Here is a 16,967-nt window from a genome sequence, read left to right as displayed (position 1 = left end):
TCTATACATTTGAGATAATAAATGAGCTTTACACTAATATTCTTTTCTTCTTCAGCCCAAACTATAATCATCATAGTATTACTCCATATTATCCGTTTTAGGTCTTAAAAAGTATAATTGTAGCCCTAATGCAAGCGCAACAACGATACTGAGCATAGCAAATCCTTCGCCCAGACTTCCACCATCCGTCCATTTTCCCAATAATTGAGTTACTGCAGCTCCTGCAAAAACTCCTGTCATATTCATAATACCATATGCCGTCCCTCTATATTTAGCAGAAACGAACTGGCATAGAATAGGCATATTGTTGGCATCGAAAATACCAAAACCGATGCCGAATAACAATCCTGCACCTATTACGCTAATGAAACCATGTCCGAAACCTAGCAATAACAGTGCGGGGATGGTCATCCCCAATCCGATTGCCCCTGTATAGACACGTCCGCGGATATTCTTCAGCACCCATCTATCCGACAAGAATCCTCCCAATATTACTCCGACAAATGAAGATAGAGCAATGGTAATCGTAGATATTGGTCCTGCCTGTGACATCGGAATATCCAGATTCTCCGCAAATAGCGTTGGCAACCAGTTTTTTGTAGCCCACCCCGGTAAACTCGGAGCCGCAAAATAAAATAATATCACCCAAAAAGAAATATTTGAAAATAACAGTAATAGCCCTTTTCCTATTGAATTCCCCTTGCTAATGCCATTAGCAACAACCTTTTCTATTTTCATTCGGACAGGATTCTCATGCAGGAAAAAGATAAGAACCACAGAATAAGCAATACCAACAATGCCAAACCAGTGAAAAGTACTCTGCCAGGAAAATGCAGCGGCTGCCGTAGCTCCAAATCCACCGATTGCCTGACCGACATACAGTCCGGTCATGTGAACTCCAATTGCTAATGAGCGTGATTTGTCCTGATGCCAATCCGCTATCAAGGATAGAGCGGAAGGAATATACAATGCTTCACTAATCCCCATCACTGCACGCAAACCATATAATTGCTCAAACGTCGTGGCATATCCCATCAGGAATGTTACGGCCGACCAAACAAACAAGCTTCCGACGATTAACCATTTACGACTAAGCCTGTCTGCAATAATTCCGGCAACCGGGCTCATAAAGCCGTAAATCCAAAGAAAGACTGCCATTAATGCACCGAAAGCTTCTGCTTTCGTCAACTCTACAATATCTATTTTCATTGCTTCCTGCATTGTAGAAAGCATTTGTCTATCCATGTAGTTGAGCAACGCTACTACCCAAAGCAACGCAACCACTACCCATGGATAAATTTTTTTATTTTTCATGGTAGTTGTATTTAAAAGATTTTTGAGACTGTTTACTTAGACTTTTACTTTAGCTATCAGTTTGCGTATCCAGCCTTTACCGATAGCCGGAGCATGGGGGTCCTCCGGATATACAATGACGAATTGTCCGGGCAAGAGATTGATGAAAGTAGTAGGAACGTCACCATATAGGGCACAATCACTCTTTTTATCATAAGCTTGCCTTTCCACTTTTAATTCTTCCAAGGCTTTCCAGCCAATGGTTTCTTTGCCTTCAAGCAATATGTGCACATCAATATAATCGTGATGCAGTTCTAATAAACGTTTTCCTTCAGGAATACATTCGGGATAGATATTATTGACAATCAGATTATCACCATCCAGTCTAATAGTTCCCAGTTCCTCGTGCAACAGATCGTGCGACTTCACATAATCGAAAAGCTGCTTGAACAACGGGTGAAGTTTCTCCACCCGTTGGCTATTTTGTAAATTGGATACAATCATCTTTTTTCTTTTTTTATTTCAGACATTATTTCCTCACAAAGCATATATCCTTTTGTCATCATACGAGGGATATGAAAAGGTCCTTTAAACAAATTTCCTTTTGCCGGCTGGGCAACCGTTCCATCCCGATGCAGATAGCCATACCACTCTCCGTATTTTTTGTCCGGGAAATGTGTATATGTCCACTCGCTGATTTGTTGATGCATCTTCAGGTATTTCTCTTCTTTCGTCATCAGATAGGCATACAGGGTAGCGATAATTGCTTCTGTTTGCGGCCACCAGAATTTCATATCCTGCGCATAGTCCTGCGAAGGAAGATTCCTGCAATCTTTGAAATTGATAATACCGCCAAATTCTTTATCCCAGCCCCACTCCCATGACCAGTCCAGAATCTTCAGCCCCAATTCTTTTATATTTTTATCCCCTCCCCGGAACTTGGATTCTTCCAGTAAAAACCAAGCTGTTTCGATACAATGCCCCGGATTGATGGTACGTCCCATATTGGAGTCTATAAATTCTCCGTTCGGTCCTACGGTTTCCAATAATGCCTTGAACTCCGGATGCAGGAAATCTTTTTCCAAACAGGCAATAGATTCGTCAATCTGCCGTGTCAGACATTCGTCTTGAATAGCTTCCCTGATTCGGGAAGCTACATTTATCAATATCATGGTGATGGAATGTCCTTTCATGGGGAGCGTATCCATATATTTGGGAGCAAGCAGTCCGGGAATTTGCAGAAAATGCTGCATACGTTTGAATAGTTCGAGTGCCTTCACCGCATACATCTTATCCCCCGACGCTATCGAATATTCGGACATCGCTATGGCTGCAAATGACTCGGAGAAAATGTAACGACGCTTGCGTAAAGGGCGTCCGTCTGCTGTCACTTCAAAGTACATACGACCCTCCGAATCAAAGCAATACTTCTCTATAAAATCTAGTGTGCTTTTTGCGGCTTGCAGCCATGCCGGATTCTTTTCTATATGATTGTAGGCATAGGAACAGGTAAATGCAAAACGTCCTTGAAACCAAATGGATTTTGTGCTATCCATTAATATGCCGTCGCGGTCTACACAAGTATATATACCACCGTTCACTGTATCCAGTCCATACCTTATCCAAAAGGGCATGATATTATTCAGCATATCATCCTTGTAGGTATTAGCCCATTTCTGTATATAGTCAGTTATATTCTTCATATTTCCCTCCTGTCAGAATTTATTGCAACGTTCAAAGAACCGGATTTCTTCCAGTTCCGCTTTCATCTGCTTTTCTTCGTCATCGATCATGTTCTGGAAAGGAGTACGGTTACCGCCCAAATCAAGTCCGATAAGCTTCATGATACGTTTGCCGCCAACAATATTTCCACGGAAATGGCAGATTACGTTAATCACTTCCTGAGAGAAGTTTTGCAATTCACGGGCTTTTTCCAAGTTACCGGCTTTCCAGGCATCAATGATACCGACCAAATTTATACCATTATAATTGGTTGTTCCGCCGATTCCGCCTTGTGCTCCTCCCATTGCCAAACATGGAAGAATGGTTTCATCCTGTCCGTGAAGCATATCGAACTTGCCATCTTTATACAAACGGCATTGATTGTATTCATACAGGCTTTCGAAGGTGTATTTGATTCCCGCAAAATTGGGGATACGGTTCTCAACAGCTTTCAGGAAAGCAAGCATTGGTAAGAATGCACCATTGAATGCAGGAATGTGATAATAATAGAAAGGCAGTTCCGGTGCTCCGGCAGCAATCTCCTCACAATACTTTACCAGTTCTTCTATTCGTCCGATTTTCGGGAAAGGCGGAGCCATTGCGCCAATTCCCCAAGCTCCGATTTTCTGCGCATGCTCCGCCAGCATCCGGCTCGACTTTACGCAGCAACTTCCCACGTGAACAATTACTTTGAAACCATCTGGTGCAACTTCCATCCAACGTTCCGCCAACTTCATCCGTTCTTCATCAGTCAACATATACCCTTCCCCTGAAGAACCGTTGATGAAAACACCTTTCAAGCCATTTTTTACAAGTAGCTTCGCATAGGCTTCGATTGGTTCATAATTTACTTCTCCATTTTCATAAAACGGAGTAAAAGGAGCATTGATTAATCCTATAATCTTTTCCATAATACTGTTTCTTTTTTAAGTTTAATATATTTAGTTATTTTTCAATTTATCCATAAGGGTATCTATACCTTTACCGGATAGTCCCGGTCCTCCACCGCCTGTATATCCACCGCTTTCGCCCGTTTGCCATGCCGAAATCCAAAATGCATAGATATCCGCCTGATTCAGATAAAACTTGAACCTGACTGTTTTCCCAATCAGTGATGTTACGTCCAGATGTTTTTTCCATGAAATCATCTGTTTCGTTTTATCCGACTTCTTCATTAATATGCAGTCTCTTTTTGTGAATCCTTCTATGGGTTGCCCGTTATCATTCAGCACTTCTACTGCCAAAGTCCCTTTCACATCAGCATTTACAAACAAATAGTTCCCGTTTGCCGGAATCTGGGTTTTAATTTCTACATATCCTTCCTTTTTTCCTGCCCGCATAGAGACAAAGCCGTCACGACGAAGCATCGCAAGCCCTGTGGCAAAGTTGGAATCATGTTTCGGCTTGCTGTTATAGCGTCCGCTGACATAAAAGTAAAGAGAGTCTCCGACTATCAGAGGGTTCCCCCCAGTAGACTGTACATTACCTGCATTCCATGCATGAAAGTCCTCACTGACAGGTAGAAATGGTTTCTTGTTTTCCCGGTTCCAATGAAAACCGTCTTTGCTCCAACCTATCAGGACTTCATTTCTTTTTTGAATATTCAGGCTGTCGCAAACATTGTTCTCCGGTCCCTGCCAAACGGTGAAGTAGCCTAGCATACAGCCTTCATACGGCATTGCTTCATGATTGTATATCTGCGGACGCAGTCCGGGAAATTGAGGATGACGCGGGTCATCCTCATCAGCATTAAACCAATATCGGATAAACTTATCGCTCTTGTTGTCATATATCCTATGTGCCAGGCTAACCAGCATTTCCGGGTCTTCATGTTCCAAATAATTGCGTGAACGCCTATACACTCCGTTTATGGTTTTCAATGACAGGACATATTTTTTGCGAAACGGGTCGTAATAAGCCGCACAACGGTCATACAATTCTCCCGAAAGAGCCTTCGGCGCACTCCAATGGATTCCGTCAGAAGAATATTTGAGTTTCATACTGACCGTGAAGCGATTATTAAATTCTACAACAAACATTTTATAACGCTTCGTCCGGTCTTTCTCAAATTTATCAAGCAATACGGAAACGCAATCATGTTCTAATGTATCTACAATATTAGTACCCGGAACAACGTCTAACTCCGGTTTTATCCAGACTTTCCCGTCGGACGACTCTGCATAGCAAGTGACGAGTCCTAATAACTTCCCGCCACCGGCAGAATACCACATCTTGAATTTATACTCTTCTTCATCATACCATACACCACCACTGAAAGGAGCGGCATAAGGGTCGCCATTTATATTCAATTCCCATTTTTTATCAGCTTTCAAAACAGGATTGCCTGAATAATAGACGGGCAAATGAAATACGCGTTCCACATTTCCGGCATTGTCACAAGAATGATTTGCAATCAATATGCGTCCATTCTGGGCAAATAAACAATAAACGAAAAAGAAGAAGACGATGGCAGAGTAAATCCGTTTCATATTTTTATGATCAATTTGATTATACTAAAACTACTTCTGTAAACCAGTTCGTTGCGGATTTTGTCCTCTCATCGGCCATGCGGAATCTTTTGCATAAGATGTAGCTTTAGAGGTAGCACATACCATTTGCCAAATTCCCCCTTTCTTTACTGCTACATACAGATTGCCCTTATCATCCATCACAGGAGAAGAGATAGTGCTATCTCCTATTTTTAATGATGAGAAGAGTGTTCCATCTGGTTTTAATACATAGTAAGTGGCATCGGCTGTTATGAAATGTATATAACCACGGTCGTCCACAAGCGGAGCAGTCTGCGCATTTTCTGTGGTTCCATAATGCCACTTCAAACTACCATCGGCATTCAACGCGACGACACCTGCTGAAGGCTGAGTGGACAAAGCCTTTCCACCATTAGCGTAAATTGTACCATCCGCACCCAATACAACACCCCCATCAGATATGGCACCTGCCACTGGATACACCCATTTTTCTACACTTTCAGGAGTCAAAGCGAAGACTGCCCCTCCTCCTGACGCTAAATCTTTCACAGAGTAGAGAGTACCATCAGCACCGACAGTAACTGTCGCACTTCTCAAGGCACCAGTGAAAGCATCGCCTGCACCACCAAAATCTGTCGCATAAATCCATTGATTGGTATCTGTCACCGTATTATAAGCAAAGAGTCCTGTTGAGCCGTTTCCGAATCCATAGACTACTCCGTCTTTAGACACAGATAAACCACCGGTTGCCCCCAAAAGATTGTTAGAAGTATATTCAGACCAGTCTCCCGTAGATGTCAATTTCCAGAGTTTTTTACTTCTATGCGCAACATATATATTGCTGTTTGCATCAATCGCAGGCGTAATGGCATACACATTAGCGTCTTTGCCGGCATATGCCCAGTTCACGATTCCACTTTCTTTCACAGCAAAAACAAATAAGCGGCGATCCGCACCGGCATCCTTCAAATCCCTGACTATAAAATAGATATCACCATTACGCCCTACAGATGGACTACCGTAAATATCTTTGGCACCAGCAGCAACACTACCATTGTCGTGATGGTCTTGCATCGCTTTATCAACATCAAGAATCCATTTCGAAGAACCATCCGAAATATTGTAAGCATTCAGACGGCCGGCATTTGTAGCGTCTCCACCAGTCAGCATGTATACAGCCGTTCCATCAAAAGAGAGTGCGGGAGATGAACCGCCGGTTACAGAACCATCCATAACTGCCAACCATTGTACGGCAATCGCTTTGCTCGGATCGAATACAGCCACATTTTTTGTTACACTTGCTTTTAATCCGTAGCTATCCGTAACAGTAAGTTTCACAGGATATGCCCCTGCTTCATTATAGGCAAAAGTCGGATTTTGCTTCGTAGAGGTGGATTTGTCTTTGTCGCCAAATTCCCACAAATAACTAGTAATATTTACCCCAGGTTTGGTAACTGTAGCATCTATAAAAGTTACCACATCCCCCATCTGATATTCAGTTTTGTCTAACGTAAAATCAGGTGTTGTCGGATTAATTACTTTTATTTCTTTCTGACTGGTAGCTCTCAAACCATTATTATCGGTAACAGTAAGTTTAACTTGGAAAAGCCCATCCTTTTTAAAAATAAATGTCGGACTCTGCTCTGTAGAGGTTGATTTACCTTCATCTCCAAACTCCCATAGATAGGTTACAATTACAGTACCTTCATCCGGGATCGTAGCATCCGTAAAGGTCACTGTTTCTCCCACTTCATATTCATTACCCACCGAAAAAGCAGCTTTCGCGGCTGTTTTATAAATAGTATCTTCTTCTTTACATGATGTTACACAAAGCAGTAACAAAGAGAATAAAATATAGGCTAAATTTTTCATACTATGATTTTTTAATTGGTTTTATCTATTCCGGAAATATTCAGCCCGGGACCTCCGCCAGCGGTATATCCCATACTCTCCCCATTCGCAGAAGGAGAAATCCAAAAAGCAAATATTTCACCGTTATCAATATAGAATTTTACTTTCAGTTGTTTGTCTTTCAGAGAGGCTAATGAAGCATTTCTAGCCCATTCTATCTTCGCTTTTACATTATCCCCTTTCAAGACTTTACATTCATCTTTTGAGAATCCTTCGATTACTTTATTATCGGAATCTAAAAGCTCCACTTTCATTTCTCCTGTGACATTGGCATTGACAAAGAAGTACGAACCGTCAAATTTCAATAAGGGCGTTTGCAGTTCGCCCGTTCCTTTCATGGAAGCAAACCCGTCGCGACGAAGCATAGCCAGTCCGGTAGTGGTAATCTCCTGCGTACCTCTCAAACGACGACCGCTCAGATAGAAATAGAGTTTATCGCCGACAATTAACGGTGCTCCGGCTACGGATTGCAGGTTACCTTGATTCCACGCGTCCGAGGTAGTTGTATTTACGGCATGGAAAGGATTCATATCCTCACGGAACCAACTGTAACCGTCGCGGCTATATCCTACCATGACTTGATTTCTCTTGATTACGTTGTCCGAAGCACAAACATCGTTTTCCGGCCCTTGCCAAACGGAGAAGAATCCCAGCATAATGCTTTCATAAGGCGTGGCATCCTGATTATATATCGCAGGTGCTATATTCGGATAGTCTGTATGGCGTTGCTCATTAGCCCATGGGCCGAACCAGAATGCACTCAATAATGCTTCCGCTTTCTTTGTTCCGGCTTCCGGGTCGGCATTTTCATTATAATCCCTCGCACGTACCAGCTTATTCGCGTTCACCCGGACGTTATGCCGCATACTATAAACCCAAACGTTTCTGAATGGATTTTTATATACCGTAGAACGGTCGGCAATAGGTTCCGATTGAGCTGCGGCACGCCAGACTTTGCCGTCTGGGGAAGTTTTGTAATGGTATCTCCATTTCCCGGATTCACGGGCAACCAGAAACATCTTGTATCTTTTCGAAGCATTACTTTCCTGTTTATCCATCCAAATAACAGACGCGTCACGTTCTGAGTTATAGTCAACGATATTTGTTCCGGCTACAATGGAAAGAGTCGGTTTTGTCCAGCGAATGCCGTCTGTTGATTCCGCATAACAAGTTACACCCGCTCCATTGGTTGCATAAGAACCGCCGCCTGCCATATACCACATTTTGTATTTTCCTTCCTTTTCGTCGTACCATACTCCATCGCTGAAAGGAGCGGCAAATGCCGCACCTTTTGTTCCGGTTTTCTCCCAATCCTGTTCCGGTGTCAATATCGGATTGCCCGAATAATATTCAGGATAATAGAAAGTACGTTTCAGATTGGTGGATTCTATCAGGAAATTGTCTACAAACAACTGGCGTCCTACCGAAATATTGATAACAGAAGGTTTGTTCGACAGATAAAAGGGTGACATTCCTTTTTCCAGTTCAGACGAAGACGAACGTACCGGCGGCCACTGTTCGGGCAAACGAATCCCATTATATAGTAGCCGTGAATCTACCGTCTCTTCGTCAGGCGGAACCACTACCGGGGGATTGTCATCTCCACCCAGAGTATCATCACTGCCACCGCAAGCTATCAACACGCAAGGCAGGCAGAATAGTAATGTATAGAATAAACGTTTCATACTCATTTATCTTTTATGGGTTTGCAGGAACATCTATGCCGCCAGGTGACAGTCCCGGTCCGCCGCCGCTTGTATATCCACGGCTTTCACCCGTTTGCCACGGAGAAATCCAAAATGCATATATATCAGCGTTATTCAGATAGAACTTCAGTTGAACAGCCTTTCCGATGAGTGATGCTATATCCTGATGTTTCTTCCATGTAACCAACAATTTTGTCTTATCCGTTTTTTTCACCGGCACACAGTCTTTCCGGGTAAACCCTTCCAATGGCTTTCCATTTTCATCCAGAATTTCTACAGTCAGGCTACCTTTTACATCTGCATTGATAAAAAGATGCTTACCGTCAAAACGGATCTTTTCCGTCAACAGATACCCGTCCTTATCTCCATGCATGGAGACAAAACCATCTCTGCGCAAAGTAGCCAGTCCGGTAGATGTGTGGCTATCCCACATAATCTTGTTTTTTAGACGTCCACTGGAATAGAAATAAAGTGAATCCCCTACTATTAAAGGCACTCCGTTGATAGACTGCATATTGCCCCAGTTCCACGCTCCTTCCGTCTCATTTACTGCCATGAAAGGCTTGAAAGAAGGACGGTAGAAATGGAAGCCGTCACGGCTATACCCTAGAAAAATTTCATTCTTTTTCTGAATACCCAGTTTGGCACAAACTCCATTTTCCGGTCCCTGCCATACACTGTACAGTCCTAACATAAGGCTTTCATAAGCAATGGCATCAAAATTGTAAATACCCGGTTCTACTTCCGGAAATTCCGGATGACGCGGCTCTTTATCGCTCGGGGTAAACCAGTAGACCATATTCTTGTCGGGCACTCCTTTTCGGATACGATGCGCGAAACTTACTGCCACTTCGGGGTCTTTATTTTCCAAATAGCTGCGTGAGCGGGAAGAGACTTTTGTCCCATAACGCATACTCAATGCCCAAACATCACGGAACGGATTGTAGAATGCCGATGAACGGTCGTATAAATCACCGGACTGGGCTACTCCCTCTCCCCAATGAATCCCGTCTGACGAGTATTTCAAGATAAATTGCCATCTGCGGTCGGTGGGGCGGCGTTCGACATTGAACATCTTGTAGCGTTTGGACGGGTCTTTCTCCTGTTTGTCCAGCCAAATAGTAGCTGCGTCACGATTGCAGGTATCTACAATATTGGTTTGGTTCCAAATATCCAGTACAGGTTTTGTCCAGTGCTTGCCGTCTTCCGATTCTGCGTATCCGGTATAAAAGGTCTGATTATCTCCTTTATGAAGGACACCTGCACCTGCCAAGTACCACATTTTGAACTTCCGGTCTTTTTCATCATACCATATCCCGTCACTGAAAGGTGCTGCGTAGAGTCCGCCTTCGGTTGTCTTTTCCCATTCCTTGTCAGGTTCGAGTACCGGATTTCCTTCGTAAAACCGGGGAGTATGAATCACTCTGTCCAAATTGGTTTCTGCAATCAGAAAGGAATCAACAAACAGTTGCCGCCCTACATTTACCGGGATTACTCCCGGCTTTTGTTTAAGATAGGGTATCGGCATATCTTGTGCTTTTTGTGGCTCCGCATAGCGGGGCGGCCATTGTTCAGGCAGGTGTATGCCATTGTAAAGCACTTCTGTTTGGGCAATAGTTATGCCCGGTACTACCAAACAGAACAGTAGTACCGCAATATTTTTCATTTTTATCATATTAATTCTTTCTTAGTTAATATCCCGGATTATTTTCTGTGATATATGGGTTAGAATTCACTTCATTGATAGGAATCGGCAACCATTCGTGCTTATTGGTGACGAATCCTTTAAAGTCATCTGCCGATATGAACTTCTTGAAGTTAGGGTCGGATTCCTGCAACTCCGTAAAACGGCTGGCTAGCTTGCCCCAACGGAGCAAATCATAGAAACGATGCCCTTCCAAGGCAAATTCCAGGATTCTTTCATTTTGAATATCAGCCATGGTTACGGAAGGGAGTTCGCTCATGTTGGCACGTCCGCGTACTTTGTTTACTGCCTGCAAGGGAGTCATGTCCGATGCTTGCGTACCACCACTGACAACGGCTTCCGCATACATCATCAACACATCGGCATAACGAATATACCGCCAGTTCACTCCATGGGCACGGGGTTGATTATACACATACTCCTTGACGCCTGCACCTACACCGACCAGTTTGGGAGTTCCGTCCGCTTCCGTTTGTGTAGGCATGGAACAATCAATCCCTTTCCTGATACCTGCTTTGAATGGATGTGCCAAAGGATTGGATACGGTGGCGAATCCCTCTTTTCCATTCTTTGCCGGATAAAGTTCTTCCCATTTATAGCCGCCGGGACCTTTCAAACGTATCGGATTGCCGCCTGCGTCATTTCTCAAATGAATGCTCGCGTCCAAATCATTGAATATCATTGTGGAGAACATCCGGATATCCGTATAGCCGTCCTTGTCTATCGAATTCACAAACGCGTTATAAAGCCAGTTATGTACTACGCCTTCATAGCCTACTCCCGCTCCCGGCAACATCAATCCACGCGAATCGAACGCCAAACCGGAAGTGGCAAGCCCCGGATTGAATCCTGCATTATCGACATCGCCCAAGAATTGAAATTCAAGGATTGATTCTTCGTTATTTTCATGAGCGACATCAAAATTATCGGCATAATTTTTAGTCAGGTCATAAGTTCCGTACTTTCCGTCTATAATATCGGCAAATTCTTTGGCAGCTTCACTGTAAAATGTGGTCTTGTCTTCACCATAATATTGCTCGATTCCACTACGGTAGAGGTAAGCTTTTCCCAATAAGGCGGCTGCGGAAGCTTTTGTCACACGACCGGCATTCTTGCTGTCCCAATATCCCTTCACGGGCAACAGTTCTTTCGCGTGTGCTAGGTCTTCTTGAATAAAATTCCATACGGCAGCAGGTTTTTCCAAGGGACGGACATAGTCATCGCCATTGCGTGGCATCTGTCTGATGGGAGATATATTCCGGAAATTAATCAATAGGTAATAATGCGCAAATGCCCTCCAAAAATAGGCTTCCCCCATGTATGCGTTCCGCAGTTCCTCATTACCGCTGAAATCAACAGACGGGGCGGTTTCAATAATGTAGGATGCTTGAGAAGCAGTGGTGTACATCAATGTATAAGGTTGCTCTATAGTGTAATAACTGGCATTCAAGTCGGCACCAAACATACCCGGCTTTCCATAATCCGAATTGGACGATGCCTCGTCGGAGCGGATTATCGTTGTCTTAGAGCCGGAAGCTCCCAGGCAGCGTTGCGTAGACATATATCCGTACATGGTCATCACTGCGTCATTTACAGCGGACGGACTGGTGAAATAAGCTCCCATACTCGGTTGATTCGGATTAATAGCCAGATCATCAAAGATGCCGTTGCATCCGTGTAATATCAAACCGCCTACCAAGATAAATGCGGCATATATTTTCTTATAGTTTTTCATATTAATCATATTTTTAGTTATCAGAATGAAGCGTTAAAACCAAAAGTGAATGTCCGGGCATTAGGATATGAACTGACGTCAATGCCACGTGAGAACAATACATTTGAACTAACTTCCGGGTCATAACCGGAGTATTTGGTCAACGTAAACAGATTTTGTACGCCTGCATAAACACGCAGTTTATTAAACCGGATTGCTTCCAACCACTTTTTAGGCAGTGAATAGCCTAACTGAAGGTTTTTCAGACGTAAATAAGAACCATCTTCAATATAAAATTCACTCGGCAGGGAGTTTCCGCCACTTGTGTTTTGGGTTTTCATAATAGGGATTCCTGTATTTCTATTTGTTTTCGTCCATCCATTCATAGCCTCTTTGACCACGTTGTTGGAATAATCAAAATAATAGGTGTACTTTTTCTGGTTGAATATATCATTTCCCTGCACTCCCTGGAAAAAGACAGTCAAATCAAAGTCCTTGTATTCCATGTTGATGTTCAAACCGTATGTAAAATCAGGGATAGGGTTGCCCAGAATGACTTTATCATTTGCATTGACTACTCCATTCTTGTCCGTATCCGCGAAAATGAAATTTCCTTCCGCATCAAAACCGTCAATTTTATAACCATAGAATGAACCGATTGCTTCTCCCGGCATGGTAATGGAGGGGGCATCGTTAAAGTAGCTGGACATTGCGCCGGAAGTAATCGGCTGTACGTTTTCCCCCAGTGATAATACTTTATTCTTCAACGTTGCGATATTGAATGTCGCATCTATATGGAAGTCTTTCGTCAATTGTTTCCTGTAATTCATCATAAACTCCCATCCTGTGTTTTTTACGGAGGCTGTATTGACGTATGGTTTTTCACGTGAGCTGTTGATTTCAAAGATCTGTCCGGAAGACAAGTTCAAGTCAATCTGTGCCAACAAATCTACGTTCTTTTTCACGAAATAGTCTAGTGATAAGGTCAAATCGTTATTAAAGAAACCCAGTTCGATACCAATATCTGTGGTTTTGGCAGTTTCCCATTTCAAATCTTTCGATTTCAGATAGGCTGCGCGTCCTGTCACATAACGTTCACCGCCTACTGTGTAGGGAATAGGTCCATAAGCTATCGCGTCAAAATTATAAGGGTTGAGGAAGTTGGCACCCAACTCACCGTAGCTAGCTCTGAACTTCAATTTGCTCATTACAGGATTTTGGAACCATTTTTCCTGGTGCACATTCCATCCGACGGAGACAGAAGGGAAGTAACCTACTCTATTGTCTTTATGGAATTTGGAAGATTCATCCCGGCGGATACTTAAGGATAGCAGATATTTATTATCATAATCGTAGTTCACACGGGCGAAGAAAGAGAGCAATGCTGCATTACTGTCGCCTGCCGAAATTTTGCCATCCTCATTTTGGAATCCGGTAATGTCCGTTCCTCCTAAATCGTTAATGGTAGAGTTGGTCATGTAGCGATAGTATTCTCTCATCCAGCTTGTTCCTAATAAAGCGTCTATTGAGTGACGGTTAAATGTCTTGTTGTAAGTCAGCAAGTTATCAATCGTATAAGTGAACTCTTCACCTCTTGTTTCCGATACACTGTTACGTGTGTTGCCGTAATCTTTATCGGGAGTTCCATCCGAGTTCCACTTTGTATAGTACTCGGGGGTATGGGTGTAATTATGCTTATTGCTATAATTTCCACTTAACGATAATTTGTATTTTAAGCCGCCCCAAATATCCAGTTGGGCATTCAAAGAGCCGATTAAATCTGTCACTTTATTAAACTGGTCTGTATAATGTAACGGGGCTATCTTATTCTGCGCCTTGCCATCTTCGGGGTTGATGTAATAATCAGGACCACCGGAGGTAAACCGCCCTTGTTCATCATAAATAGGTAACGTTGGTAAAGCTATGTTGAAAGCTGTTGTAGGAGTTTTATCCTTATGCGTCAGTCCGAGGGTTTCGGAAAATGAGAAACGTCCTTTTTTATAGGAGGTATTCAGGCGGAAGTTATAGCGTTTATAATCTGAATAAATCGTCATACCGGTTTGGTCAAGATAACCAAGGCTTGTGCTGAAAGTAGAGTTGTCCCCACCACCTGCGATACTGGCATTTAAGTTCCATACCGGGGCAAACTGTATCCATTCTTTTGACCAGTCGGTATTCAGGTTCGGATTGGTGGGATTGTCATTCTCCGGTGCATGAGGCAAGCCACTGTTATCTGCCACCATATTGGCAAATTCTCTCCATTCCGACGCATTGAGAAACTCCGGAATATTAGTCGTCTTCTGAAAAGCGAACGAACCGTCTATCTGAATGACAGGCTTACCAGACTTTCCTTTCTTGGTAGTAATCAAAACGACACCATTAGCGGCACGTGAACCGTAGATAGCGGCTGCCGCACCATCTTTCAGTACTTCGATAGATTCAATATCATTGGGATTCAATGAGCTTAATCCAGCATTACTGAATGCTCCGTCGATAACATACAGAGGTTCGGTAGCGCCAAAAGAAGCGGCACCGCGAATCACGATGTTTACATCTGCCCCAGCAACACCAGCTTGCTGCACGATGTCTACCCCCGGTGTACGCCCCTGTAAACTTGAAGCAACATTAGATGATACCTGTTTGCTGATTTCCTGAGAAGAGATGGAAGCAACGGCACCTGTCAAACTTGATTTCTTCTGCACGCCGTAACCAACTACTACGACTTCATCCAGTACTTCGGTATCGTCCTGCAATTGGATAGAATATGAGTTCTTATTCCCCACCTTTACTTCCTGTGTTTTATAACCGATATAACTGACAGCCAGAAGAGCGTCTGCCGGAGCATCCAATGTAAAGTTACCATCTACATCTGTCACAGTACCTGTTCCCGCTCCTTTCACCAATACACTAGCACCAATTATCGGTTCGCCTTTGATATCCGTCACCGTTCCCGTTATTTTCTTTGTTTTTTGGTTCCCTTGTGATGCAACGGGAGCTTCTTTTGCTTTCAAATATATTTTCTTCTCTCCAATTTCATAAGCTACATTTGTACCCGCGAATAAATCATCCAATACTTTAGAAAGGTCTTTGTCTTTTGCCTGGACAGAAACAATCCGTTCGGGATTGACAATCGTACGGCTATATGCTACCGTAAGTCCTGTCTGTTTAGTAATGAGCGAAAAGACTTTCTCCAACTTGACTTGTTGAAGATTCATTGTTATTTTCTGAGCCGACGCCGCAAGACTTACAGCAAAGCTGAATAACAATACAAGCAATACTCTGTTCTTCATACTTAGTTTGTTTAAAGTTATAAATAGGTTCTTAATCTCTTTGTATTTAGTGGACACACGAGATTAAGAAGCGGGTGAGGGAAAAAACGTTTTTTTCTGAAGTTTTTTTATTTCCAATAAAGTTTCGTGTGATAATATATTAGTTTTCAGCGAGATATGTTTTAGTTTTTATTTGTAGGAAAATGGGATATAAAAAGAAAAGTCCTTCCGGATTTTATTTTCAGAAGGACTTATAACAAGAGATAGATTCGTGTTTTTGGCAATTCGCTAGAAACAGTCTTTTGGGATACCGTCACTATCCTGTCCACATAGTGACGCCATACTTACCGGATACCGTCACTATCACGCAAGGATAGCGTCACTATATTTTTTGTAATTTAGTAAAGTTCCTGATTCACCAATTCGTCAAAGAGCTTTGCATATTTCTCTGCGACTGCTTCCGCAAACTTCTTTCCTTTTTCTACGGAAGCTCCACGTGGATCGCCAACACCGGTATCTTTAGATACTTTCCCCCAGTTCCTGGGAATCCATGCTACTTTTTCATTCAAAGATTGTACGGCAAAAGTTTTATATTCTCCATTCCCTGCTTCTTCAAGATTGACCAGTTCGGGGTGATAGTGCATCATTACGGATGTCTCGACTTCATCTGCATGGTCACCCGGATTTTCAAAATAGTCCTTTACCTTTAGCACGGTGTACCATTCACTCGATGCTATCAGGAAGTCAGGATAGTCTACCGACAAATCACGAATCATACTTTTAAAAGTATTGCCGCCATGCCCGTTGATAATAATCAATTTTCGGATACCTTGAGCATAAAGGGAAGAAACAATATCAGTCAGTATTGCTTTCTGTGTTTCATAACGCGTATGGATACAGAAGGGAAGTTCCCGTTGTCCCGGATTTTGTGAACCCATGCCGATAGGCGGCATAACCATGCAGTTTACGCCATATTTCTGTTTAGCCATCAATGCAGCATCAACTGCTACATCATGGGAAAGAATACAATCTGTCATATATGGCAAATGCAGATTATGAGGTTCGGTAGCTCCCCACGGCAATATCACAATATCATATTTCCTGTCTTTTACTTTTCCATAACAAGATACGGATAAATCCACTTCTTTATTCATATGC

The 16,967-nt window shown here is 42.9% G+C and carries 11 protein-coding genes; all 11 read right to left on the bottom strand.

The genetic code is table 11. The features are described from left to right. Positions 1–78: 78 nt before the first annotated feature. Positions 79–1,314 (bottom strand): MFS transporter, encoded by a 1,236-nt coding sequence (locus GD631_RS15100; RefSeq protein ID WP_143260157.1) that lies wholly within the window; start codon positions 1,312–1,314, stop codon positions 79–81. A 36-nt stretch (positions 1,315–1,350) separates the two neighbouring features. Further along, positions 1,351–1,797, bottom strand: coding sequence for a NanQ anomerase/TabA/YiaL family protein (locus GD631_RS15095; RefSeq protein WP_004296059.1), 447 nt, complete (start codon positions 1,795–1,797; stop codon positions 1,351–1,353). Continuing rightward, positions 1,794–2,996, bottom strand: a complete 1,203-nt coding sequence (locus GD631_RS15090; RefSeq protein ID WP_143260156.1) for an AGE family epimerase/isomerase — start codon at positions 2,994–2,996, stop codon at positions 1,794–1,796. Before GD631_RS15090 ends, GD631_RS15095 begins: the two co-directional genes overlap by 4 nt. Before the next feature lie 12 nt (positions 2,997–3,008). After that, positions 3,009–3,926 carry a dihydrodipicolinate synthase family protein gene (locus GD631_RS15085; protein WP_143260155.1) on the bottom strand — a complete coding sequence of 306 codons (918 nt, stop codon included), beginning with the start codon at positions 3,924–3,926 and terminating at the stop codon, positions 3,009–3,011. Between the two features lie 30 nt (positions 3,927–3,956). Further along, the gene (locus GD631_RS15080) at positions 3,957–5,504 is read right to left on the bottom strand and encodes a hypothetical protein (RefSeq protein WP_143260154.1); all 1,548 of its coding nucleotides are present in this window, start codon (positions 5,502–5,504) and stop codon (positions 3,957–3,959) included. A 30-nt stretch (positions 5,505–5,534) separates the two neighbouring features. Next, a complete protein-coding gene (locus GD631_RS15075; RefSeq protein ID WP_143260153.1) occupies positions 5,535–7,376 on the bottom strand; it encodes a PKD domain-containing protein in 1,842 nt (613 codons plus the stop codon). Positions 7,377–7,387: 11 nt separating this feature from the next. Then, positions 7,388–9,100, bottom strand: coding sequence for a glycoside hydrolase family protein (locus GD631_RS15070; RefSeq protein WP_143260152.1), 1,713 nt, complete (start codon positions 9,098–9,100; stop codon positions 7,388–7,390). Positions 9,101–9,113: 13 nt separating this feature from the next. Continuing rightward, positions 9,114–10,796, bottom strand: coding sequence for a hypothetical protein (locus GD631_RS15065; RefSeq protein WP_143260151.1), 1,683 nt, complete (start codon positions 10,794–10,796; stop codon positions 9,114–9,116). 16 nt (positions 10,797–10,812) lie between these two features. Next, on the bottom strand, positions 10,813–12,561 hold the full coding sequence (locus GD631_RS15060; protein WP_143260150.1) for a RagB/SusD family nutrient uptake outer membrane protein: 1,749 nt from the start codon (positions 12,559–12,561) through the stop codon (positions 10,813–10,815). 20 nt (positions 12,562–12,581) lie between these two features. Beyond that, positions 12,582–15,830 (bottom strand): TonB-dependent receptor, encoded by a 3,249-nt coding sequence (locus GD631_RS15055; protein WP_143260149.1) that lies wholly within the window; start codon positions 15,828–15,830, stop codon positions 12,582–12,584. A gap of 377 nt (positions 15,831–16,207) precedes the next feature. After that, positions 16,208–16,963: a creatininase family protein gene (locus GD631_RS15050; RefSeq protein ID WP_143260148.1), complete on the bottom strand. Its 756-nt coding sequence runs from the start codon at positions 16,961–16,963 to the stop codon at positions 16,208–16,210. Between the last annotated feature and the right edge of the window lie 4 nt (positions 16,964–16,967).

This window comes from Bacteroides luhongzhouii (assembly GCF_009193295.2).
GTDB classification, from domain to species: domain Bacteria; phylum Bacteroidota; class Bacteroidia; order Bacteroidales; family Bacteroidaceae; genus Bacteroides; species Bacteroides luhongzhouii.
Note: the sequence above shows the minus strand (reverse complement) of the source record. Positions and strands in the feature narration are given on the sequence as shown.